General features: G+C 56.6%; 25 protein-coding genes. 7 read left to right on the top strand and 18 right to left on the bottom strand.

Annotation, left to right across the window (positions count from 1 at the left end; all coding sequences use genetic code 11):
- Positions 1 to 127 precede the first annotated feature (127 nt).
- From BDD14_RS07650 to BDD14_RS34380, 5 genes are all read left to right on the top strand, one after another.
- Complete coding sequence (locus BDD14_RS07650) at positions 128 to 1,180, top strand: reverse transcriptase domain-containing protein (RefSeq protein WP_341273326.1); 1,053 nt, start codon at positions 128 to 130, stop codon at positions 1,178 to 1,180.
- Positions 1,181 to 1,396: 216 nt separating this feature from the next.
- Positions 1,397 to 2,428, top strand: a complete 1,032-nt coding sequence (locus BDD14_RS07645; RefSeq protein ID WP_130417512.1) for an IS110 family RNA-guided transposase — start codon at positions 1,397 to 1,399, stop codon at positions 2,426 to 2,428.
- A gap of 606 nt (positions 2,429 to 3,034) precedes the next feature.
- A complete protein-coding gene (locus tag BDD14_RS07640) occupies positions 3,035 to 3,436 on the top strand; it encodes a BlaI/MecI/CopY family transcriptional regulator (protein WP_130418279.1) in 402 nt (133 codons plus the stop codon).
- Positions 3,433 to 3,987 carry a M48 family metalloprotease gene (locus BDD14_RS34385; RefSeq protein ID WP_130418278.1) on the top strand — a complete coding sequence of 185 codons (555 nt, stop codon included), beginning with the start codon at positions 3,433 to 3,435 and terminating at the stop codon, positions 3,985 to 3,987. The genes BDD14_RS07640 and BDD14_RS34385 overlap by 4 nt, the downstream gene beginning before the upstream one ends.
- Positions 3,984 to 4,127: a hypothetical protein gene (locus BDD14_RS34380; protein WP_165419969.1), complete on the top strand. Its 144-nt coding sequence runs from the start codon at positions 3,984 to 3,986 to the stop codon at positions 4,125 to 4,127. Before BDD14_RS34385 ends, BDD14_RS34380 begins: the two co-directional genes overlap by 4 nt.
- Positions 4,128 to 4,254: 127 nt before the next feature.
- On the opposite strand, the gene BDD14_RS07630 is transcribed toward BDD14_RS34380, so the two are convergent.
- Positions 4,255 to 5,031, bottom strand: coding sequence for an ROK family protein (locus tag BDD14_RS07630; protein WP_130418277.1), 777 nt, complete (start codon positions 5,029 to 5,031; stop codon positions 4,255 to 4,257).
- Positions 5,032 to 5,049: 18 nt separating this feature from the next.
- On the opposite strand from BDD14_RS07630, the gene BDD14_RS31660 reads away from it, so the two are divergent.
- Entirely contained in the window at positions 5,050 to 5,208 is a 159-nt protein-coding gene (locus tag BDD14_RS31660; RefSeq protein WP_165419968.1) for a hypothetical protein, read from the top strand.
- A 55-nt stretch (positions 5,209 to 5,263) separates the two neighbouring features.
- On the opposite strand, the gene BDD14_RS07625 is transcribed toward BDD14_RS31660, so the two are convergent.
- From BDD14_RS07625 to BDD14_RS07615, 3 genes are all read right to left on the bottom strand, one after another.
- The gene (locus BDD14_RS07625; protein WP_130418276.1) at positions 5,264 to 6,640 is read right to left on the bottom strand and encodes an NAD(P)/FAD-dependent oxidoreductase; all 1,377 of its coding nucleotides are present in this window, start codon (positions 6,638 to 6,640) and stop codon (positions 5,264 to 5,266) included.
- Positions 6,641 to 7,064: 424 nt separating this feature from the next.
- The gene (locus BDD14_RS07620; protein WP_242617810.1) at positions 7,065 to 7,805 is read right to left on the bottom strand and encodes a bestrophin-like domain; all 741 of its coding nucleotides are present in this window, start codon (positions 7,803 to 7,805) and stop codon (positions 7,065 to 7,067) included.
- Positions 7,806 to 8,223: 418 nt separating this feature from the next.
- Positions 8,224 to 8,421 carry a hypothetical protein gene (locus BDD14_RS07615; protein ID WP_130418274.1) on the bottom strand — a complete coding sequence of 66 codons (198 nt, stop codon included), beginning with the start codon at positions 8,419 to 8,421 and terminating at the stop codon, positions 8,224 to 8,226.
- A gap of 154 nt (positions 8,422 to 8,575) precedes the next feature.
- On the opposite strand from BDD14_RS07615, the gene BDD14_RS07610 reads away from it, so the two are divergent.
- Positions 8,576 to 9,199 (top strand): recombinase family protein, encoded by a 624-nt coding sequence (locus BDD14_RS07610; RefSeq protein ID WP_130418273.1) that lies wholly within the window; start codon positions 8,576 to 8,578, stop codon positions 9,197 to 9,199.
- 221 nt (positions 9,200 to 9,420) lie between these two features.
- On the opposite strand, the gene BDD14_RS32945 is transcribed toward BDD14_RS07610, so the two are convergent.
- Genes BDD14_RS32945 through cobU form a run of 14 tightly spaced genes read right to left on the bottom strand, consistent with a single transcriptional unit; the run spans position 9,421 to position 20,345 of the window.
- A complete protein-coding gene (locus BDD14_RS32945) occupies positions 9,421 to 9,753 on the bottom strand; it encodes an SAM-dependent methyltransferase (protein ID WP_242617809.1) in 333 nt (110 codons plus the stop codon).
- 18 nt (positions 9,754 to 9,771) lie between these two features.
- On the bottom strand, positions 9,772 to 9,975 hold the full coding sequence (locus BDD14_RS33700) for an SAM-dependent methyltransferase (protein ID WP_278045519.1): 204 nt from the start codon (positions 9,973 to 9,975) through the stop codon (positions 9,772 to 9,774).
- Positions 9,938 to 10,201 carry an SAM-dependent methyltransferase gene (locus tag BDD14_RS33695; RefSeq protein WP_278045472.1) on the bottom strand — a complete coding sequence of 88 codons (264 nt, stop codon included), beginning with the start codon at positions 10,199 to 10,201 and terminating at the stop codon, positions 9,938 to 9,940. The genes BDD14_RS33700 and BDD14_RS33695 overlap by 38 nt, the downstream gene beginning before the upstream one ends.
- A 14-nt stretch (positions 10,202 to 10,215) precedes the next feature.
- Positions 10,216 to 11,319 (bottom strand): pyridoxal phosphate-dependent aminotransferase, encoded by a 1,104-nt coding sequence (locus BDD14_RS07600; RefSeq protein ID WP_130418272.1) that lies wholly within the window; start codon positions 11,317 to 11,319, stop codon positions 10,216 to 10,218.
- Entirely contained in the window at positions 11,316 to 12,299 is a 984-nt protein-coding gene (gene cbiB / locus BDD14_RS07595; RefSeq protein ID WP_130418271.1) for an adenosylcobinamide-phosphate synthase CbiB, read from the bottom strand. The genes BDD14_RS07600 and cbiB overlap by 4 nt, the downstream gene beginning before the upstream one ends.
- Positions 12,296 to 13,864, bottom strand: coding sequence for a cobyric acid synthase (locus BDD14_RS07590; protein ID WP_130418270.1), 1,569 nt, complete (start codon positions 13,862 to 13,864; stop codon positions 12,296 to 12,298). Before BDD14_RS07590 ends, cbiB begins: the two co-directional genes overlap by 4 nt.
- On the bottom strand, positions 13,861 to 14,553 hold the full coding sequence (gene bluB / locus BDD14_RS07585; protein ID WP_130418269.1) for a 5,6-dimethylbenzimidazole synthase: 693 nt from the start codon (positions 14,551 to 14,553) through the stop codon (positions 13,861 to 13,863). Before bluB ends, BDD14_RS07590 begins: the two co-directional genes overlap by 4 nt.
- Entirely contained in the window at positions 14,553 to 15,128 is a 576-nt protein-coding gene (locus tag BDD14_RS07580) for a cob(I)yrinic acid a,c-diamide adenosyltransferase (RefSeq protein ID WP_130418268.1), read from the bottom strand. The genes bluB and BDD14_RS07580 overlap by 1 nt, the downstream gene beginning before the upstream one ends.
- Positions 15,125 to 15,964, bottom strand: coding sequence for a hypothetical protein (locus BDD14_RS07575; RefSeq protein WP_130418267.1), 840 nt, complete (start codon positions 15,962 to 15,964; stop codon positions 15,125 to 15,127). The genes BDD14_RS07580 and BDD14_RS07575 overlap by 4 nt, the downstream gene beginning before the upstream one ends.
- The gene (locus tag BDD14_RS07570; protein ID WP_130418266.1) at positions 15,964 to 16,548 is read right to left on the bottom strand and encodes a histidine phosphatase family protein; all 585 of its coding nucleotides are present in this window, start codon (positions 16,546 to 16,548) and stop codon (positions 15,964 to 15,966) included. Before BDD14_RS07570 ends, BDD14_RS07575 begins: the two co-directional genes overlap by 1 nt.
- On the bottom strand, positions 16,545 to 17,324 hold the full coding sequence (gene cobS / locus BDD14_RS07565) for an adenosylcobinamide-GDP ribazoletransferase (protein WP_130418265.1): 780 nt from the start codon (positions 17,322 to 17,324) through the stop codon (positions 16,545 to 16,547). The genes BDD14_RS07570 and cobS overlap by 4 nt, the downstream gene beginning before the upstream one ends.
- Positions 17,321 to 18,400: a nicotinate-nucleotide--dimethylbenzimidazole phosphoribosyltransferase gene (gene cobT, locus BDD14_RS07560; protein WP_130418264.1), complete on the bottom strand. Its 1,080-nt coding sequence runs from the start codon at positions 18,398 to 18,400 to the stop codon at positions 17,321 to 17,323. The genes cobS and cobT overlap by 4 nt, the downstream gene beginning before the upstream one ends.
- Entirely contained in the window at positions 18,397 to 19,788 is a 1,392-nt protein-coding gene (locus BDD14_RS07555) for a cobyrinic acid a,c-diamide synthase CobB (RefSeq protein ID WP_130418263.1), read from the bottom strand. The genes cobT and BDD14_RS07555 overlap by 4 nt, the downstream gene beginning before the upstream one ends.
- Positions 19,785 to 20,345, bottom strand: a complete 561-nt coding sequence (gene cobU / locus BDD14_RS07550; protein WP_130418262.1) for a bifunctional adenosylcobinamide kinase/adenosylcobinamide-phosphate guanylyltransferase — start codon at positions 20,343 to 20,345, stop codon at positions 19,785 to 19,787. The genes BDD14_RS07555 and cobU overlap by 4 nt, the downstream gene beginning before the upstream one ends.
- Position 20,346 lies beyond the last annotated feature (1 nt).

Raw genomic sequence — 20,346 nt, 5'->3', positions numbered from 1 at the left:
TTCCCTGGCGATGCGTTGCTGCATCACAGAGTATTCTTCGCGCATCGTTGGGTGAAAAATGATGAAACGAGGAAAATATGGTTCGGAATCCGCTGAAGTGCGCAGGCACCTCTAGCGCCGAGACAGGCTGTGCGTATACATACCCAAGCCGGATGGGAAGCAGAGGCCGTTAGGTATACCCACAATCCGAGATCGGGTTGTGCAGACGGCGGCAATGTCGGTGCTCGAACCTATATTCGAAGCCGACTTGCAGCCTGAGCAGTATGCCTATCGGGCAGACCGCAGCGCGTTGGACGCAGTGCGACATGTCCATAAGCTGATCAACACTGGCCATAGGAAGATTGTAGATGCGGATCTCAGCAGCTACTTCGATAGTGTTCCACACGCCGAGCTTATGAGATCGGTGGCTCGAAGGGTCGTCGACGGAGCGATGCTGCATCTGATCAAGATGTGGCTGGAAGCTCCGGTTGAGGAAACCGATGAGCATGGAAATCAACGTCGGAGCGTGCGCAATCGGGACGAAGGTCGGGGTACTCCACAAGGAGCTCCGATCAGCCCACTGCTCAGCAATCTGTATATGCGCCGATTTGTACTCGGGTGGAAGGAACTCGGGTACGAGGCACGTTGGGAAGCGTACATCGTGAACTACGCCGATGATCTTGTCATCTGCTGTCGGACTGGAGCGAAACAAGCTCTAGACACGATGCAGAAGATGATGTCGAAGCTGAAGTTGACGGTGAACGACTCGAAGACGCGGGTCTGCTCTGTGCCGGAAGAGAAGTTTGATTTTCTTGGATACACGTTCGGTCAATGCTACAGCCCCAAAACTGGACGAGCCTATCTTGGCACCGTTCCAGCGCGAAAACGGGTGCGACGCATCCGTGGGGAAATACGCGAAATGACCGGACGGAGTACAACCTCGTTGGATCCATTAACAATAGTGACGAAGCTCAACCGCACAATGTGCGGATGGGCGAACTACTTTTGTCTTGGACCCGTCAGTACGGCCTATCGCGCTGTAGACGGTTACGCGGCGATGAGGCTGCGTCTGTGGTTGCGAACGAAACATAAGCTCTCAGGACGTGCAAACGGGATGTTCCCGGACACACATCTCTATGGAGCCTTGGGTCTTGTTCGTCTGGACAGACGGACACGCAACTTTCCGTGGGCGAAAGCGTGAGTCTTCTCCGAGAGCCGGATGCGGGAGATCCGCCTGTCCGGTTCGATGAGCGGGATGTGAAAACGGAGCACGGTCTGGATAATGAGGCACCGGCAGACGAAAGGGCCGGATACAGATAGGCCGAACCTAAACCACCGCGTCACATCTCGACTCTACCGCTTAAACCTCAATCTGGCGATGAGGATCTTATAGGCAGATTGAAGGAGGATCATCGACATGGAGATTCGTTCCGTAGGCATTGACCTTGGCAAGACGACCTTTCACCTGGTGGCTCTTGGCGATAACTGCAAGGTGCTGCTGAAGAAGAAGTTTACCCAGAAGCAGTTGATTGCCTTCACCGCGAACCTGCAGACCTCTTTGATTGGGATGGAGGCCTGTTCCGGGGCGCACTTCCTGGGCCGTACTTTACGAGAACAAGGCCACGATGTGAAGCTGATCCCGGCCCAGTTCGTGAAGCCATTCGTGAAGTCGAACAAGAACGACTTCCTGGATGCGGAAGCCATTGCTGAGGCTGTGGATCGGGAGAACATGCGATTTGTTCCGATCAAGACGGACGACCAGCTGGATCTGCAGGCATTGCATCGTGTGCGCGATCGTTTGATCGCGCGAAGAACCTCAGTCATCAACCAGCTGCGGGCCTTCCTGCTGGAGCGGGGTCTGGTATTTGCAAAGAGCCCGGCCAGGCTGCGCGAGCGCATGCCCGAGATCCTCGAGAACGCCGAGGAAGATCTCACTCCGCGTATGCGGAACCTGCTGGCTCAACTTTGGAACGAGTGGAAGGATCTTGAACAGCGGGTGGTCGATCTGAACCAGGAAGTGGAGCTGATTGCCTCAAGTGATGCGGCATGCACGCGGCTCAGGCAGATCCCCGGCGTTGGCCCGCTGGTCGCAACCGCGATCGTAGCCGCGATCGGTAACGGCGCAGCCTTCCATAAGGGGCGTGAGTTTTCTTCCTGGCTTGGGCTTGTGCCACGACAGCACTCGACCGGTGGTAAGGCCCGCCTCTTCGGTATCAGCAAGCGCGGTAACAACTACCTGCGCAAGATCTTCATCCATGGAGCCCGCGCAGTCGTATTGCGATCGAAGCGAGACCGCGTCGCCATGGGCGCGTGGATGACCGCTCTTGAAGCCAGAGCGCCACGCAACGTGCTCATCGTCGCCACGGCAAACAAACTGGCAAGGATCGCTTGGGCCGTGCTGTCAAGCGGCCAGGACTATCGGGCAGTTCAAGAGCCAGTCGCGGCCTAGCTAAGCGTAGCTATCAAGATCAAGTTCTCCCACCGAGGTCTGCACCGGATAAGTAAAGATGAAAGAACAGTCAAACGGCGTACCTGAAACCTGATTGCTCAATAGGCTCTTCCACAGCCGAGGGGTTTTGTAGGACAGGTACGCGGCGTATCTCATCATGGCCAGGAGACTGATCTCCACCAAAAGGCCGGATACATTGACGCAGACATTCCTTCATCCATAAACTTTCCCCTTGCATTCAGACGGCGGACCATACATTATGAGCAACTTCGCATTCTGGGTCCACACCGCCCTCGAACTTGCCGGAAACGTGACTTTCAGGCAGTTCGGTTTCACCTTTCCGACAAGCCGGTTAATCACTCAAGTGGTTCTGGCGACCAAGAGCATAGCATGGCGATCATCAGTCGCCGATCAGAAAAGCCGAGCGTCTTTGCCTATCTCATCCAAGACCTGCAGGTAGTACTCAAGGTCGTGTCCCCTAATTGTCTCGAGCTCTCATCTCCCCAGCTCATCGCAGGGCCCCACTTCTGCTTCACTTCTTTAGTTTCGTGATAAGTACGAGAGAAATCGTTGACATACGACGTGTCTCGTAATAAGGTTGTGCTCATGAGAAAACGAGCATCCTCGAAAGCGATAACGCCACTTCCCACCGAAGCTGAGTTATTGATTCTCAACATGCTGTGGACCGCCGGGGCAAGCACAGTTCGCGAGGTCCACAACGCCTTGAGCGACAAACAAATTGGCTATACCACAGTGCTGAAGCAGATGCAGGTGATGGCTGAAAAGGGTCTGCTGCTGCGAAGCGAGCGATTTCGCTCGCATGTGTATGAGGCGCGACTACCCAAAGAACGAACCCAGCAGCAACTGGCAAGAAATCTGCTCCACCGAGCCTTCGGTGGCTCTGCGAAGAACCTGGTACTTGGCGCACTTTCGTCACAAAAAGTTTCTCCGGCGGAATTGGCGGATATTCGTAAGATGCTCGATGAGTTCGAGAAAGGGGCGCAATGACTGACATTACTCTATTCCACGCGATGGGCTGGAGCCTGCTGCATCTTTTGTGGCAGGGCGCGCTTGTGGCACTTTTGCTTGCATGTGCTCTTGGCTTGCTGCGCGGACGTTCACCGCAATGGCGCTACCTGGCCGCATGCTGTGCATTGGCATTGATGATGATTTTGCCGGTCATCACGTTTTTTTATCTTGTGGCAAATTCACACAACGACTCTAAGGCAATCACAAATATAACTACCGTGGAGGGAGCAGAACTGAGCCTTCCAAATGGATTCGATCAGATATCAATTCCTTTGATAGAGCAAGCGGTAATTACTCTGGATCGATCGATGCATTGGGTGCTGCTTACATGGTTCGCAGGTGTCGTTCTTTTTATGGGCCGGCTAAGCACAGGGATGATTGTTGCGCGGAGGATGAAATCGGCTATATCGCAGCCGGTTCCAGTGGGCCTACAACATAGGTTTCAAGAGCTGCGTCACCGCCTTGGAATTACACAGCCGGTAAAGCTCATTCAATCAGCGGTTGTACAGGTCGAGGCTTTCAGACAATGAAGACGGCCGCCGCTACGATGAAGGGGTTCGAGGTGATGCGGATGATCCGCCGAGGACATTGCCTCACGTGTAAGCCGCATGTCAAAGACGAGGTGCGCTTCGTAAACAAGCTGTTCGACATCTTCGTTATCGCTGCCTGATGTAAACCGCGCAACGGACGAACTGCGACCAACAGAGTTAATGCAACAGAGCCCATTTTCTTGTAGTGAGCTGCGAGCGCCTTCCACGCCGGCAGTCCCGTGAGCGATTCCAGGCGTCCCGCCATTGTTAATCTCCTTTTGCCGATCGCTGCGGCGTCTTACGGGTCTTCTCTTTACCCTTCTTCTTGTCTAATGGGAGGTCTTCCACCGCCGCAGCCGCGCCAGATCCCGCGACACTACCCGGAAGGTGCTCGACAGCGTTGCCCCATAGGCGAAAGCCTCCTAAGAATGCATTGGCATTGTTGCCCGCGCGACAACCTGGAGGAAGCTGCTTCAGTTCTCTGACATTGCCGCCGCCGAGGACGATGTCATCGGGCTCCAACGCCGCCGAGAGCAGAGCGACGACATCAAAGACATGACTCTGCCATTTCTTGGGGCCCATTCGCTGAAAGCCCCGCAAACCAACGTAATCCTCATAGGTCGCGTGCTTGTATGGCAGGTGGGCCAACTCCATGGGCTGCACATCTCCGTCGACGATCATGGCGGATCCCAGCCCCGTCCCCAGCCCAAGGAACAGCATTCGCCCTTTCTTGTAGCTCCCTAGGGCCTGCATGGCCGCGTCATTGATGACCTTCACCGGCACGCGGAACGCCTTTTCGAAATTGAAAGCCACCCAACCGCTCGCCAGATTGTGCGGTTCCGAGATCGGCCGGTTGTGGGTCACCACTCCGGGATAGCCTATCGACGCCGCCTGATAGGTCCAGCCCTGCGCCAGCTTGCGGACCTGCGTGACCATCTGTCGTGGGGTCAGCTTCGGGCCCGAGACAAACTTGCGCGGTTCGTCCTGTCCGGTAGCGAGCAGCTTGACGTGGGTCCCGCCCACATCGACGCTCAGCACGTCCATTCCTAGGCTCCTTTCCCGATGGCTGCGCTCTTCGAAGCAATGACCTTCATCAACTCGTTCCAGGAATCGTCGCTGCTGAAGCTACGCTCCCAGCGCATCAATGTCTACCCCAGCCTGGACAAGCTGCCCCGGCACCTGTTCGCAGTCACCACCTGTACCGATCCGACATCGCCGTGATCGGCCAATGCCTTCAAAAGTTTCCGCGCCGGAAAGTATCACGCCTGCTATAACGTCAAGACGTCTTGTCTGTTTGGCTTGCGGGCGACGCTGCGGAAATCCTTTCTTCCCCGTCATCGTTCCAGTTGATCTGTAATTCTTCGGCGCGGTCGAGAACCGCATCACCGCGCGCCCCTCCGAAATAGTCCCAGGCCCACTCCAAAAAGGCCTCGATCTTCGCGCGAGTGGAGGATAGCAGCGCAGCGTGCACTCCGAGCCACGCCGCGAATGCGATAGCACCTTGAAGTTCGTGGCGATGCTCACCGACTTCGGCCACGGCAGAGTTACGTCCGATCATCGCCATGATGCCTTTATCAAAATAGTGGAACGGGTCTCTGGGCTTTCCTGCTATGTCCGACAAGATATTCCTTGCGGACCATTTGCCAGCCTGTTCCGCCACAGAAGCAAGCTGAGGCAGCGGTCTACCGTCCTTGTCCGCGATATTGGCGAAGTCTCCCAGGGCATAAACACCCGTTAAACCCGGCACCGTAAGGTCGGCTTCAACATCGATGCGGCCACCATGCCCAGTCTTGACCCCCAAGTTGTCTGATAACGACGCAGCCTTGAGCCCTCCTGCCCAGATGACGGTGTGCGTAGAAATCCTGGTGCCGTCTGAGAGCACCACGTGCCCACTCCCAACCTCCTTCACCCGTGTGCCCAGGCGAATTTGCACTCCGCGTTCCTCAAGCATTTTGGCCGCGTATGTCTGGGCCTTTGGGGAAAACGTACTTAACACCGCGTGGCCCCCATCCACCAGGAGAATCTGCCCCCGGTCCACGGCGAGGTTCTTATAAGCCTTGTCGCGGGTCCCTCTCTTCAGCGACGACTGCAGCATGTCCCCAAACGCACCTGCCATCTCCGTGCCCGTAGCGCCAGCGCCTACGATAACGAAGTTGAGCGCTCCCTTGGCAACGAGCGAGGGATCGCGATCCGCGGATTCGAGCATGGCGAGGATGCGTGACCGTAGTCGCTCAGCATCGTGCAGGGAGTACAGTGGATAGCTGTGCTCGTCCGCTCCCGGTGTGCCGAAAAAGTTTGCCTGCGAGCCGGCGGCCAGCACCAGAAAGTCACCCTCATAGTGCTGCCCCTGTGCGGTTTCCACCGTACGCGTGTTGAGATCGATCGAGACGACCTCTGTCATTTTCACGTCTACGTTCGGGTGGCTCCTAAGCGTTCCGCGCAAATTGAAAGCTATATTGCCCGGACCCAGGATCGCGGTGGCCACTTGGTAGAGCAGCGGCTGGAACTGCTGATAGTTATTCTTGTCAAGCAACGTGATTCGAACATTCGGATTCGCAGCCAGCTTGCGGGCGCAGTTCAGTCCGGCGAAACCACCACCTACGATCAAAACGTGCTTCGCGCCGTTCGGATTTTGTTCGTTGGACTGGGTCATGGTTACCTGACCTCACAAATACCAACAAATGTATAAGGAACACAACAACCGGTGCTACGGGAGAACTACTGGTGCGAACAATCGCCCTGAATTAGGCGCAGCCCTCGGATTCGCATAATTCCATGCTTTCCGTACCTTGACATATTCATTTTAGCCCGAGTGGCCGTGCCCCATCCACAAGAAATCGCCGGCTTGAGGCTGGTCAGGAAGCGTCCCAAGTGCCTGAGCCAATGAGTGCTAAATACGGGGTTAGCGGAAACTCCGCTTTCGTGGGACCGAACTTGCCGCAAATGCGACTTGCGGGAACGACAGTCTGATTGGTAAACGCGTTTATGAGGACCAATCTCATCCCTACTCAATGAGTTCGTTGGCTCGCCAACTGAGCTGAGATAGTCTCCCGAAATCAGCTAATTTTGCATGTCTCTCAATGGCCGAGATACGCGAGCGCGGCACGAAGGGGGGCGTCCGAGACACGAATAAATCCCTCGTACGGTGAATACATCTCCAGGATCAGCAGGATCGCCCCGGAAGCCGAAAGGGCTGAGGCCAACATCACAGCAATGACTGTTCCGTTGGGAGGTGCAAGGAGACCCCAGATAACAAACGTCACGGTCAACCAGAAGACCATAATGGCCAGCAACGGCTTGGAAACTGACAGAGTCCCCTGCTCATACATCAACATGCGCATCTGCCCGATATTCACAGCCATGCTCAGCGCTTGGGACTTTATCGAACGTTGTAAGTCATCGCTTGGATTAAGAGCCTGAATCTTGTCGTACAGGACACCACCGCCAATGGAAGTTGGGTCCAATCGGTAGGCTCTGGCACCGTCCTTCGACCCAGACTGATCGAGGATTATCTCAGTCGTATTGCACAAAGCTTCACGGGCTTCCTTTGTTTCGGGTCCGTAACGGGCGAGGGCGAGGTCGAGGAACACAATGTTCGCCGAAATATGGGTTATCTCCGTGGTTTGCCCATCATAAAAGCCCTTTGCCGAAGCGACGAGCAGGCCAAGAACCAGAGCAGATATTGTTCCGACCAGTCCCGTAGCAAGTTTGATTACGTCTCTTGAGTCATCACGGAGATGGTTATCAGGCAACGCACGGCGGAGAATCATCCCCACGATTGCGCCTCCAAATATGAATACGAAGGCAATCAGGCTCAAGCCAGGCGAACTCATAGTCTGCTCCGGTGCACCATCCAGTGATGCAAGGGACCTACACCTACTCAGGTCATGTCAGCGTCAAACGATCTTCAGTTGTCCCAGAGAGCAACGGGTCATGGGGCTTGCCAGGCGAGTGAGTAGATATCCTGAGTGCCGATATCCGAAGCAGCAGGGGGAGTCGTCTGGGGCGAGGCTTAGCGAGTCGCCCCAGTACCCTGTCACTGGCAGGTTCTTCAAATCGGCCACTTGTTCCACTTTACGGTCACTGATGTGGATCCGGAGGACTTAATTTGATTCGACATGGAGACATCTCCAGCTAATTGGATGCTGTCGACGACTGTGGCTTCACCTTTCGGAATTTGACAGCCTTTTAGGCACCCATTCTAGGACTTTCTTACGCCTCATAGCTGTTTCTTTGTTACGCTATCCGCCTGAACGAGGACTCCTGCGAGCTGCGGCATCCCGCGTCAGCATCGGCCCTGCCAGCTCGCCAGCCCCGTGTTGCTCCGAGACACTGTGGTTCACCGGAAAGACGGGCGAGATAGCCCGCGTCGAATTCGTTGGCGTCGAACGGAGCGGTGTCATCATCGAGCGGCGTGATACGCGGTGTATCCATGTGAATCCTCCTGTTCTGTGATCGGATATCAAAATCGACGGTTTATGGAACGTTTTTGAATCGTCTTTTGAAGTGAGTTATAAATCCTCTAAAATCGTATCATAACTCAAGTCACAAACAAATAGATTATGACATTATTTGTGATATCTTTTTCATGGTAATTGGATGTGCGCGCGTTTCGACGGACGACCAGACGAACGCGGCCCAGCTCGCGGAGCTTAAGAGAGCCGGTTGCAAAAGGATCTACGAGGAGAAGGTGAGTGGCCGGAACGTGGACCGGCCCGAGCTGACTCGATGCCTTGACCGTCTCGATGAGGGCGACACCCTCGTGGTGTGGCGTCTCGATCGCCTTGGACGATCGTTAACAGATTTGTTGGAGATCGTAAATACTCTTCAGCGGCACAAGGTCGCTTTCGTCTCTCTGAAAGAAAAATTTGATACTAGCCATGCCGCAGGACGCTTAATCTTTCACGTCTTCGCATCGCTGGCCGAGTTTGAGAGAGAACTGATCCGGGAGCGAACCATGGCGGGGTTAGCTGCTGGTATAGCTAGCGGGCGGCTGGGCGGGCGCAAGCCAAAGCTTGCAAAGGACCAGATGGATAAGATTTGCTCACTGTGGGATGGCAACCAGTATTCGAAGCAGGAACTTGGCACGATGTTTAGTGTGTCGAAGTCCACCATTGATCGGATCGTTAGACCGGGACCGGTGAAGCTGAAGGTTGCAACAAAGGCACGGAACCCGAAACGAACCACAATCAGGCCGAGGGGAGGGAAGTGATGCGAGTAATTTGCACTGGCGGCGGGTTCGCTGGTCAGTCATCCTGCTGTAGCCGCCCAGACGCAGTCCATGTGGCGGAACGCACGCGATCGTTCCCGGCAAAAACGCGGACCGCCCACGCTCTCCTTCGCAATATAAGACCCCTGCAGCTGCAGGGTGAAGTCCTTGTAAGCACATAAAGCCTCAAGAACTGGCGTATCACAAAAGCTATCGCGTTTTCGTCAGGTTCTGTGCTGAAACAGCGCCAGCACACCTCCCGGCGCCTGCCCAACGTCCCCGCTCACCAGCGACTCTATGGCTCGCCCGATCAATAGCAATAATGGCGCCGGCCCACACACCAACCCCGCAAAGTCCACTAATCTGCAAGCGGCATGACTCTGTCGCGCCGTCGCCACATGCGACACAGCACAGCAAGGCGTGGCCGTCTTCACGCCTGCCGCCATAAGTTCCCGCGCAATCCGCCCGAGGTCACGCCCCGGCATATACACCACCAGCGTCGCATCCTCGGGCACGGGCCACTCCAGATCGGGTGCAATCAGCCTTATCCGCAGCATGATGCGTCGTGCAAAAAATTAGCTTCGACGCGCTCTTCCTGTCCGTGAGCGGCAACCCAACATCGGACCCGCCGCCAGCGCCGCGGTCACACCTGGCACCACTTCAAACGAGATCTCCGCCCCACGCAACGCTGCAATTTCTTCCCCCGCACGCCCAAACACCAGCGGGTCCCCACTCTTGTGCCTAACCACCGAATACCCCGCACGCGCCGATTCGATCATCACTCATTAATCCTGCCTGCGTAATCTTCGGTCGCCCAAACCGCTTTCCGATGCTCGCCACAAGCGCACTCCGATGCACAAGTCCGAGCACTTCGTCCGGCACAAGGTCATCATGAAACACAACATCTGCCGTCTCCAGCAATCGCACAGCACGTACCGTCAACAGTTCCGGATCACCTGGCCCTGAGCCAACCAAATAGGCCTTGCCTTTCTCCGCCCGTCTCATATCCTCCTCTTCGTTTACGCCCACTGGCTTCGCTGGCAAAACGGTAATAATTGAGCTGCTGCTCCGACGAGCTTGTCGTTCTCCTCCGCCGTGCGGACCGCCATCCGTAAGTGTCTGGATGGCAGAGCTTCATAGTTTGAGCAGTCTCGTAACACCATATGGTGTTCAACGATCATCTGTCTCCAGAAGCGATCTGCAGAGATATGCTCGGGAAGGTGAAGAAGCAGAAAGTTTGCGGCTGAAGGATAGGCGTGGATGCTCAGGGCATCAAGTCCAGTTCTCAGATGAGCTCTTCGCTGGTCGTTGTGCAGCCTGGTGCGCTCAGCGAAGTGCTGGTCTGCTAACGCGGAAGCGACAGCGCACGAAGCCAGAGTCGTGATCGGCCAGGGCGGCAATGTTTCATTGAGGGCTCGCGCGCTAACCTCGTTGGCTACTGCATAGGCCACTCTGAGGCCCGGAATGCCGTGGAACTTTGTCACGGAGCGAAAGACGATCAGGTTTGTAAATTGTTCAACATCCAGCGTCAGTGAATCCAAAGGTGCGTAATCGATGAATGCTTCATCGAGGAGGACGATGATGTTTCGTTCCGCGCACTTTGAGACAAACTGGAGCAGAATATCCCTTGTTGTAAGGACGCCCGAGGGATTCTGGGGATTGGCAAGCAAAACAGCGTCGTGGCCACCATGCACCAAGGCGTGGATGTCATAACGGAAGTTGGAACCCGGACTGAGGATATGCGGTTCGATCTCTACTCCAGCACGTGCAAGGCTGCGGCGATACTCGACGAAGGCGGGCACTGGGAGAAGGCAGCGTTTGACCCCTAGTGTGCGAAGCGCAGACTCCAGCAGTGGAATGAAGCCGTTAGCGACTACGAGTTGTTTTGGGTGAACTCCGGCATAGTCAGCTATCGATTGCTTGAGGCCGACCTCTTCTAGATCGGGATATGCGGTCAGCATCGAGACGTCTTCAAGCCTTGTTCGCAAGGTGGACAAGACTGCGGGAGGAGGTCCGTCGGGATTGATATTGGCGCTGAAGTCGATCAGTTGCGACGAGAAAATATTGAAGCGCTCGGAGATCTGTCGCAGTTGGCCGCCGTGCGAGGGGGCGAGTTCGATCATCGGGACGTACCTGATGCTTCGCGTGACTGAACGCAGGCTGAGAGAAGAACGCCGCAGGCCACACCAAGTAGGGTAACGACAGAGACCAGCCGGATGGCTCCTTTGGCCTTCGGTAGTGATGGGCGTGAAAACTCGTGGCCGATATGCGCGGCCCGAATCAACTCGCCGCCGTAGGTATTGTCGCCTCCAAGTCGAACATGCAGGGCTCCCGCCATGGCGCTCTCGGGTTGGCCTGCGTTGGGGCTCTTGTGCTCGTCTCCGTCGCGACGCCATGTCTGCCACGCGGCCAGCGGGTCGGAACGTTCGTGGAAGTTTGAGACTGCCACGATGGCAGCTGCGGTCAGGCGTGCGGGCAGGTAGTTGGCTGCGTCGTCTAGCCGAGCGGCAGCCTTGCCGAAGTAGAAGTAACGCTCGTCTGCGTGTCCGATCATGGAGTCCAGTGTATTGATGGTTTTATAGGCCATAGCCAGAGGCACGCCGCCCAGCGCCATGTAGAAGAGCGGCGCAAGAATGCCGTCGGAGGCGCTTTCAGCCAGCGTCTCAATCAAGGCACGGCAGATTTCGTGCGTGTCTAGATGAAGGGTGTCGCGTCCGACGATGCGCGCGAGGCGGTGACGAGCGAGCGGCAGGTCTCCAGAATCGAGCGCATTAACAACGGAGATTGCTTCCTGTTCAAGATTGCGAGCTGCCAGGCAGGTCCATGCGAGCAAGACTTCCACTGTATTGCCCAGTGCGGGTGATAATCGGTTCGCTAAGCGAATCAACTGACGCGTTGCATAGTAACTGGTGGCAACGACAGCGAGGCTCAAGGTTCCGCCTGAGATAAATTCCGACAGCTCGCTCTGGTTGGGCCGACGAAGGGCAGCCTCACCACGCGCCGTGGCGAAACCGATTAGCCGCACCGGATGCGGGAGCCACTCGGGGTCGCCGGCGAGTTGGTCGAGGAGCCACGCAGCAGGAATGAGCGAGCAGCGATTCAACGGATTTGCTCCATGGTCTCAATCTGGCCTTGAGATTTGTACGGAAGGCCGGCCCAATCGAAGATACGGACCAGGTCCAACGATTCGCGAACGGTATCGGCTAGCTGGTTAAAAGAATCTTCGCGCTTCTGCTTCCAGTTCTCGAAGCGGGCCGCAGGAGCAAGTTGATGGAAGCTCCGAGCCGCGGCAAGGAAGGCGTGGCGGAATCTGTCGTCATCGAAGATGCCGTGCAGATACGATCCGAAGATTCGAGTGTCCGCGGAGATGCATCCGTCGAGCTCGTGCCCATTCAAGATTGAGAATGCCTGAGCGCCATCTGCATACATCGTTTCACCAATATGGATCTCATAACCGACGATATCCATCGCGGGCATAGGCTGACCGAAGAGCATCGATCGAGACAGTCGACCAGTTATCGCGCGCGTCACCTTGTCCGAGTTCATGCGAGTGGAAAACGGCAGCAATCCCAGCGCATCGGCTTGATCGCCATGCTCCATGGCACGTGGATCGACAATCGCAGTGCCCAGCATCTGCATCCCTCCACAGATGCCGACGACGAGGCCTTGGGCGGCATGCGCAACAATGCTGGAATCAAGATTGTGCCGGCGCATCCAGAGAAGGTCTTCGACCGTCTGTTTGCTGCCAGGCAAGATTACTAAGTCGGCCAGCGCAAGCTGCGATGGCTCCCGGCAGAAACCCAAGGAGACGGATGGCTCGTGGCGCAGAGCGTCGAAATCGGTGAAGTTCGAAAAGGATGGCAGGGCAACCACAGCGATACGCAATGGTCTCTCACGCACATCCTCCGGCAACCATGGCTTCGTTTCGCCAGTTATATCGGCAAGACCGAGACTGTCTTCCTCTTCGAGCGCAAGATGATGAATGTACGGGACGACACCCAGGCACGGCTTCTGGAGGCGATCTTCCATCATGCGGATACCGGGCTCGAGGAGCGCGACATCCCCGCGGAACTTATTGATGAGGAAGCACTTGATGCGGGTTTGTTCCGTCGAATCGAGCAACTGAACAGTGCCGAAGAGCGAGGCAAAGACGCCTCCGCGGTCGATGTCGCCGATGAGAATGCAGGCTGCATCGGCGATCTCGGCCATCCGCATATTGACAATGTCGTGCTGTTTCAGATTAATCTCCGCGGGCGAGCCGGCGCCTTCGAGGATGATGACTTCATGTTTCGCGGCAAGAATCTCGTAGCTCTCGCGAACAATGGGCAGTAGTTCTTCGACACGGCGCTGGTGATAATCGGAGGCAGAGAGCCTGCCCCATATTTTGCCGCGAACAACCACTTGCGATGTCATGTTTCCAGCAGGCTTCAGAAGGATGGGATTCATGTGGACCGAGGCGGGAATGCGGGCAGCCTCCGCCTGTAGAGCCTGCGCGCGGCCGATTTCAAGACCTTCCACACTCGCAGACGAGTTGAGAGACATATTCTGCGACTTAAAGGGTGCAACGCTCACTCCCTGATCCGCAAGGATTCGACAGAGTGCAGCCGCAAGTAGCGATTTTCCTACATGGGAACTCGTGCCGAGCACCATGATTGCGCGTGCCCTCATAGCTTTTCTGTCTCTTGGTTGCCGGATGCCTGTTGGCCAGGATAATAGTTGTAGGAGACGACCTCAGCGAGCGGTATCCGACTCTCCCACCCAAAGCGCTCGAGGTCCGGCTGTGTGGCGAAGCGGTCGACGTAGCCAAAGCAAAGATAGCCGACCGGCACGATGTTTGCTGGAATGTGCAGTATCTCGCGGAGACGATCCGGATCGAGAATGCTGACCCAACCTACGCCTACGCCTTCGACCCGGGCGGCGAGCCAAAGATTCTGTATCGCACAGACGGTCGAGTAGATCGCAGTCTCGGGCATCGTATGGCGGCCAAGTTGATGGCCGCGCTCACTCTGCGGATCGCTTAGAACGCACAGGTTTTGTGGAGCTTCCAAGATACTTTCGAGCTTCAGACTTGCGTATTGCTCGCGTCGCTCGCCGGTGTAGGTTGCCAGGGCCTGTTCGTTTGCCTGCAGAAATGCTTCATGGACGGCTTGGCGGACGTCGTAGTCTCGGACCAAAACGAACCGCGACGGCTGCATAAGACCGACGGAAGGGGCGCAATGAGCTGCGGACAGCAATCGCAAAATCAGCTCGTCAGGCAGAGGCTTCTCAAGAAATCCTCTGCGCACATCGCGCCGAGTGGCGATAGCGCGGTAGACAGCGGCGCGCTCCAACACATCAAACTCTGCGTGTTCGTTCATTACCATGCCCTCGACCACTTGGGTCCTGTCTTCGTCTCATCGCGGAGGCGGGCGTTGATGCCTGCGTTGAACTCGATGAGACGACCGAAGAGCCAGATTGTGTCGGAGAGCCGATTGAGGTAGGCGATGATCTCGGGTTTGACCACTCCGCCGTTCTCAATAAATCGAATCGCATTTCGCTCTGCGCGCCGGCAGACGGTGCGCGCCACCTCGTAGGCGGCGGACTCCGTGTGTGCGCCAGGCAGCGACCAGTCCGACAAGATGCCTTCAATCGCTTCAATCTTGTGGACGAGTTCGGTGAGTATGGCAACGTCTTCGGCAGAGATGACTGGCGGCTGCTTCTTGCTCTCGGGAGGAGTGGCCAGAGCGGAGCCGAGCCGGAAAAGTGTGCGCTGGATCGTTTCAGTCCACGCCTTGATCTCGGGGTTTTGGCAGATGCTGCGGGCGAAGCCGAGGACGGTGTTCAGTTCGTCGACGGTGCCGTAGGCCTCTACCCGCAGATCCGCCTTGGAGACGCGGATCCCGCCCGCGAGACCCGTCTGGCCGCCATCGCCGCGTGTGGTTGAAATGCTCATGGTTGCTCTCCTGAAATTGCTATTGGAAGTGGGAATGTGATGCTCTCTTCCATCGTGATACGCAACGTCTTGATGATTGGATGGCGCTCGTATTCGATGGTCAACGCATCATTGAGGAAGTCGCTGACAAACGGGGGGTGCTCCGAAAGAAGGATTGCCTCGGAGAAGAACTGTGGTTGGACGGCTCCGAGTTCTTCGAGAGTTCTGACGCGAACAATTACTGCCGGAATTTGAAAAATACCCGCCCGAAGCAGCATGTAGGCGCGGTGATAGCCATCGCGTAGGAACCAGCGCCCTGCGTATTGAGCAACCTCGAGGAAGGGACTGCCCGCGTACACGGCGACGGGCGCTGCGGGGTCTTGCGTCACTCGTAGCTGCACGTTGGGGTTGCTGGATTGCAGAATGACCGTTTTCTTATCTGTATCGTAGAGCACGTCGCAGATGACTGGATTTGGAGAAGCGAAAGCGATCTCGATGAGGCGGTCCCAATCATACTGCGGAGGGACGGTCATGGCGGGAAGTGTTGAATTGAAAGACAGCCTACGCTGAAAGGCGAGCAGCCGACGCAGGTCGACGACACCAAGAGACCAATCGAGGCCAACCATCTCCGCGTGGAGGTCGAGGCGGGATTGTTGTAGGACTAAGGTATCGCGAAGCAGTCGAGTCTCCTCTTCGCATAGCGCGCTGGAGGAATGATCCGACTGCCGACGTACGACAAGCTCTCGCGCTTTGACGGGCCTTTCGCGGTCAATCGACTCCGGACGGGATTTGTACTCGTCGAAGTCCCAAGCGATAAGCTCTATGGTACGAATCCGGTTGAGGATATCGGGCATCATCAGAGCACCTCCTGCAAGCGCCTATCGGGATGAGCATGATGCGCGTATCGAAAAGTGCAGCAGTGGGGTCTTGTCAGGGTCCATGTTGTCTTCTCGTCAAGACCGCAGAGAGTACGAAGGATCGCACGCATGACTCCGGCGTGCGTGACGACGGCGATCAAGCTGCTTTCGGACTGGCTAAGGAGATAGCTTGTCTCGGCCATCACTCTTGCTTCGAATATTTCGAAGGATTCGCCATCTGGTGGCGTCATGTGCGGAAAGGCTTCGAGCCACTTCATAGCGAAGGTTAAATCAAGCTTCTCGATCTCCTCCCAAGTCAGCCCCTCCCACTTTCCAAAATCGATCTCGCGCAAGGCTGGGCGGGTGATGCATGGAATGGCAAAGGACTCAGCGAGTGCGCGTGCGGTCGTCACCGAGCGTTGTAGATCGCTCGTGAAGACGGTCAAAATTGGTTCGGTGCGCAGGCGCTCAGCGAGTTTCTGGATTTGCCGATGGCCTGCGGCGTTCACGGGCGGGTCGGATTGACCGCAAAAGGTGCCGGCCATGTGAGTTTCGGCGTGGCGGATGAAAAGTAGATCGTTCATGCGAGCCATGCTCCGGTGAGGTAAACGGCTATTTCCGCGAGTTGATTGGTGGCGCCAAAACAATCTCCGGTTACGCCGCCGATTCTCCGATGGTAGTAGAGGCCACTCAAAAACGTGACCAAAATTGTTGCGGCAACAGCAGCAGCCGCGTGGGTTCGCAATGCAAACGTACAGATCGCAAGGCTGAAGATGGAGCCAACAATGAGTGTTCCGCGTGTGGTGAGCTTGGCGATTCGTGCTCCCTGACCGGCTCCCGCCTGGTCTTGCTGACTGCGGGCCGAAGCGAGGTAGTAACTCAACGGGAGAGTAGTCCAGCGGCAAAGAACGTGAGCTGCGATGAGGTACTGCGGGATCTGCGTCAACGGTAGCGAGGCAAGCAATAGGACGCGGGCAGAAAGACTGAGCGTCAGGGCTGCGCCGCCATAGCTGCCGATGCGGCTATCTTTAAGGATGATGAGAATCTGTTCGCGGCTCGAACCACCTCCGAAGCCGTCGGCAGTGTCGGCCAGACCATCCTCGTGCAAACATCCAGTGATCGAAACCAGAAAGGCAATGACGAGAAGAGCGGTGACGAGCCTGGGAAGGTGTGGCGTAAGAAGCTGGTGAAGCAGCGCGGCGGCGCTCCCGATGACCAGACCCACGACTGGAAAGAACTTAACCGCTCGCGAGAGCGAGTCTGGGTCGTAAGGGAGGTAGGGCATAGGGATCCGTGTGAGAAACTGCACAGCAGCAAGAGAGTCTGAGCCTGTTCCTTTCACGAACTTCCAGCCGCTCATAGAGAGGCCTCGCTGATGCCGGCAGAGGTGAAGGTGGCCATCTGCGAGTAGAGGCCGATGGCCGACTTAATGATGGACATGGCAAGAACGGCTCCGCTGCCTTCACCAAGGCGCATCTCGAGGTCCAGGATGGGAGTTAGTTTGAGGTAGTCGAGCAGCAATCTGTGACCCGGCTCCTCGGAGCGGTGGCCGGCGATCAGATATCCTTCCACTTTCGGTTCGAGGGCTACGGCAAGGGCCGCTGCTGCTGTGGAGATAAACCCATCGGCAATGATAGCGACACGGTTGCGTGCTGCTGCCAGGATCATGCCGGTCATGGCCGCAATCTCCAGGCCACCAACACAGCGCAGTACTTCGAGCGGATGGGGCGAAGTACTGTTTGCGAAGTGCTTTTTCAGAACCGCTTCGACTATTGCAATCTTGCGTGCATGAGCAGCATCGTCCAGGCCCGTCCCGCGCCCGGTTGCGAGTGACTCAGCAGAGCCCGTGATAGCGCAGGTAATGGCACTGGCGGCAGTGGTATTGCCGATGCCCATTTCACCCACGGCCAGTATGGTATGCCCGGCGACCGCAGCTTCATTCGCGAGTTGTGCGCCGACGAGCAACGCCCGCGAGAGTTCTTCGTCGGTCATGGCCGCTTCGCGCAGCATGTTTTTTGTCCCGTTCGAAACTTTGTGGTGGAGCAGGCCCTCAATGTTGTCGAAGTCCGCGGCGACCCCCACATCGACCACATGCAGCGCCACGCCATGCAAACGTGCAAGGACATTGACAGCGGCTCCTCCAGTCAGGAAGTTGAGCACCATTTGGTGCGTGACTGCGCTCGGGTATGCGCTCACGCCTTCGGCTGTGATGCCATGGTCCGCGGCGAAGACATAGACAGCTTTGTTGAGAGGCAACACAAGATGCTCGTGCCGGATCGCCACCAACTGAGCGGCGAGGTCTTCGAGCCTGCCAAGGCTGCCCAGGGGTTTGGTGAGCGTGTCCAGACGTGCGCGTGCACGAGTTCTCCAGATCTCGTTCGGAGGCTCAATTCCGCGGATCGATTCTGTTACTACCGTTGCGCTTAGTGGCGTCATTGGGGCACCATATTCGCGGTTCGACTGGCGATGGCCGCTTCAACGAAACTGCGAGCGATGCTTTGCTCTGAGCGAAAGTGCAGGTGCACGTAACTCGCGAGCATATTGCCCAGTCGATAACCTTCACTCTCCTTACGGCCCGAGAGTGAGTAACGGATGTGGTAATTCGTCGCGACTTGAAATTCATTCGAGATGCGAGAGTAATGGAAGCTGTGTCCACGGAGCACTGTGCCTGCCTTCCCAAGCAAGCAATCATTAGTCAATTCCACATTGACGTATCCGAAGTCGACGAGTCTGCCTGTCATCTCGATTTCGAAGGGTAGTACACCGGCCATCGGATATGTGGTTCCGTCGCGCATCATGAGTTGCTGCGAGAGGAAGATCATGCCTCCACACTCGGCATACACCGGACGACCGGATGCGACAAACTCGCGAATGGCCGAGAGCATTGCAGAGTTATCGCTAATTTGGGCCGCATAAAGTTCTGGGTACCCTCCGGCGAGATAAAGAGCATCCAGGTCCGGCGGCAGGCACCGGTCATGCATCGGGCTGAACGGCACGAGGGCGGCACCGTGCTGCTGGAGCAGGTCTAGGTTGTCTTCGTAGTAAAAGGAAAATGCCTGATCACGAGCTATTCCTATGCGAATCTGTTCTCGCGTTTGGCGAAGCGCTGGAAGAGCTTCAGGCTTTAAGTCCAGTCCACATTCCAAATCCATTAGATTGGGTATATCCAGGTGTTTATTCGCAAGGTCTGCAAGGGTATCGATCAGGTTTTCAAGAGTTCCGCCTGTCTCGCCTTCTTCCGCTGTCTGGAGCCCAAGGTGTCTCTCTGGGATGGCGACCGCAGGCTCTCGTGGCAGCCAACCCAGAACCGGCGTCTTGCAAGCTGATTCGATCGCAGCTTCCAACATACGGAAATGGCGATCGCTTGCAACACGATTTAGGATGACTCCGGCCAATGGGAGTTCAGGATCAAAGAGTTCAAATCCAAGTACCACGGCGGCGATGCTCCGAGCGGTCTTTCCTGCGTCCAGCACAAGCACCACGGGTAGCTTTAGAAGCTTTGCAATCTCCGCGCTGCTACCCATCTCGGTAGAGCCGTCTTTGCCGTCGAACAGTCCCATCATGCCTTCCACAAGGAAGACATCAGCGCCACGCGAAGCGTGACGAAGAACGTCGCGGTTGGCCTCGGCGCTGAGCATCCATGAGTCGAGGTTGCGTGCCGTGCGGCCGGAGATGCGGGCATGATGGCCGGTGTCGAGGAAGTCCGGACCTCCCTTGAATGGCTGCACCTTATAGCCGCGACGGAGGAGCGCCGCGATGATTGCGAGAGTGACCGTGGTCTTACCCACTCCGCTGGCCGTGCCGGCAACGAGGAATCCTTTCATCGATGATCTCCTTCGAGCGAACCTTTGAGGATAAGCGGAAGTCCGGCGACCATCAGGAGTACGGTATCGGCCACAGTCGCAACGCGCTGGTTGATCTCGCCCACAACGTCGCGGAAGCGGCGACCGAGCGCATAGGCCGGGACGACACCGCTGCCTACCTCGTTCGAGACCAGGATCACCTTGCGGGAAGTCGTCTTCAAAGCGGCGCAGAGGTCTTCGATGCATGCTTCGAGGCCCGCTTTGTTGCTGCCGTATGCTTCCATAAGATTGGCGCCGAAGAGCGTGAGGCAGTCGATAAGAATGGCGTCGCAGTTGTCTTCGCTGGTTTGAATGACGCGGACTAATGCGATAGGTTCTTCCACGGTTGTCCAGTGTGCGGGCCGGTCTGCGCGGTGGCGTTCGATCTTTCGGTGCATCTCCTCATCATCGCGACGCTCGGCGGTTGCAACGAACGTAACCCGGCTGCAGTGCTCGGCTAACTGCTGCGCGTAGCGACTCTTTCCACTTCGGACGCCTCCCAAGACGAGTATCACCGAATTGCCTTGGTTCTTCTGCACG

The organism is Edaphobacter modestus, assembly GCF_004217555.1.
Taxonomy (GTDB): Bacteria; Acidobacteriota; Terriglobia; order Terriglobales; family Acidobacteriaceae; genus Edaphobacter; species Edaphobacter modestus.
Note: the sequence above shows the minus strand (reverse complement) of the source record. Positions and strands in the feature narration are given on the sequence as shown.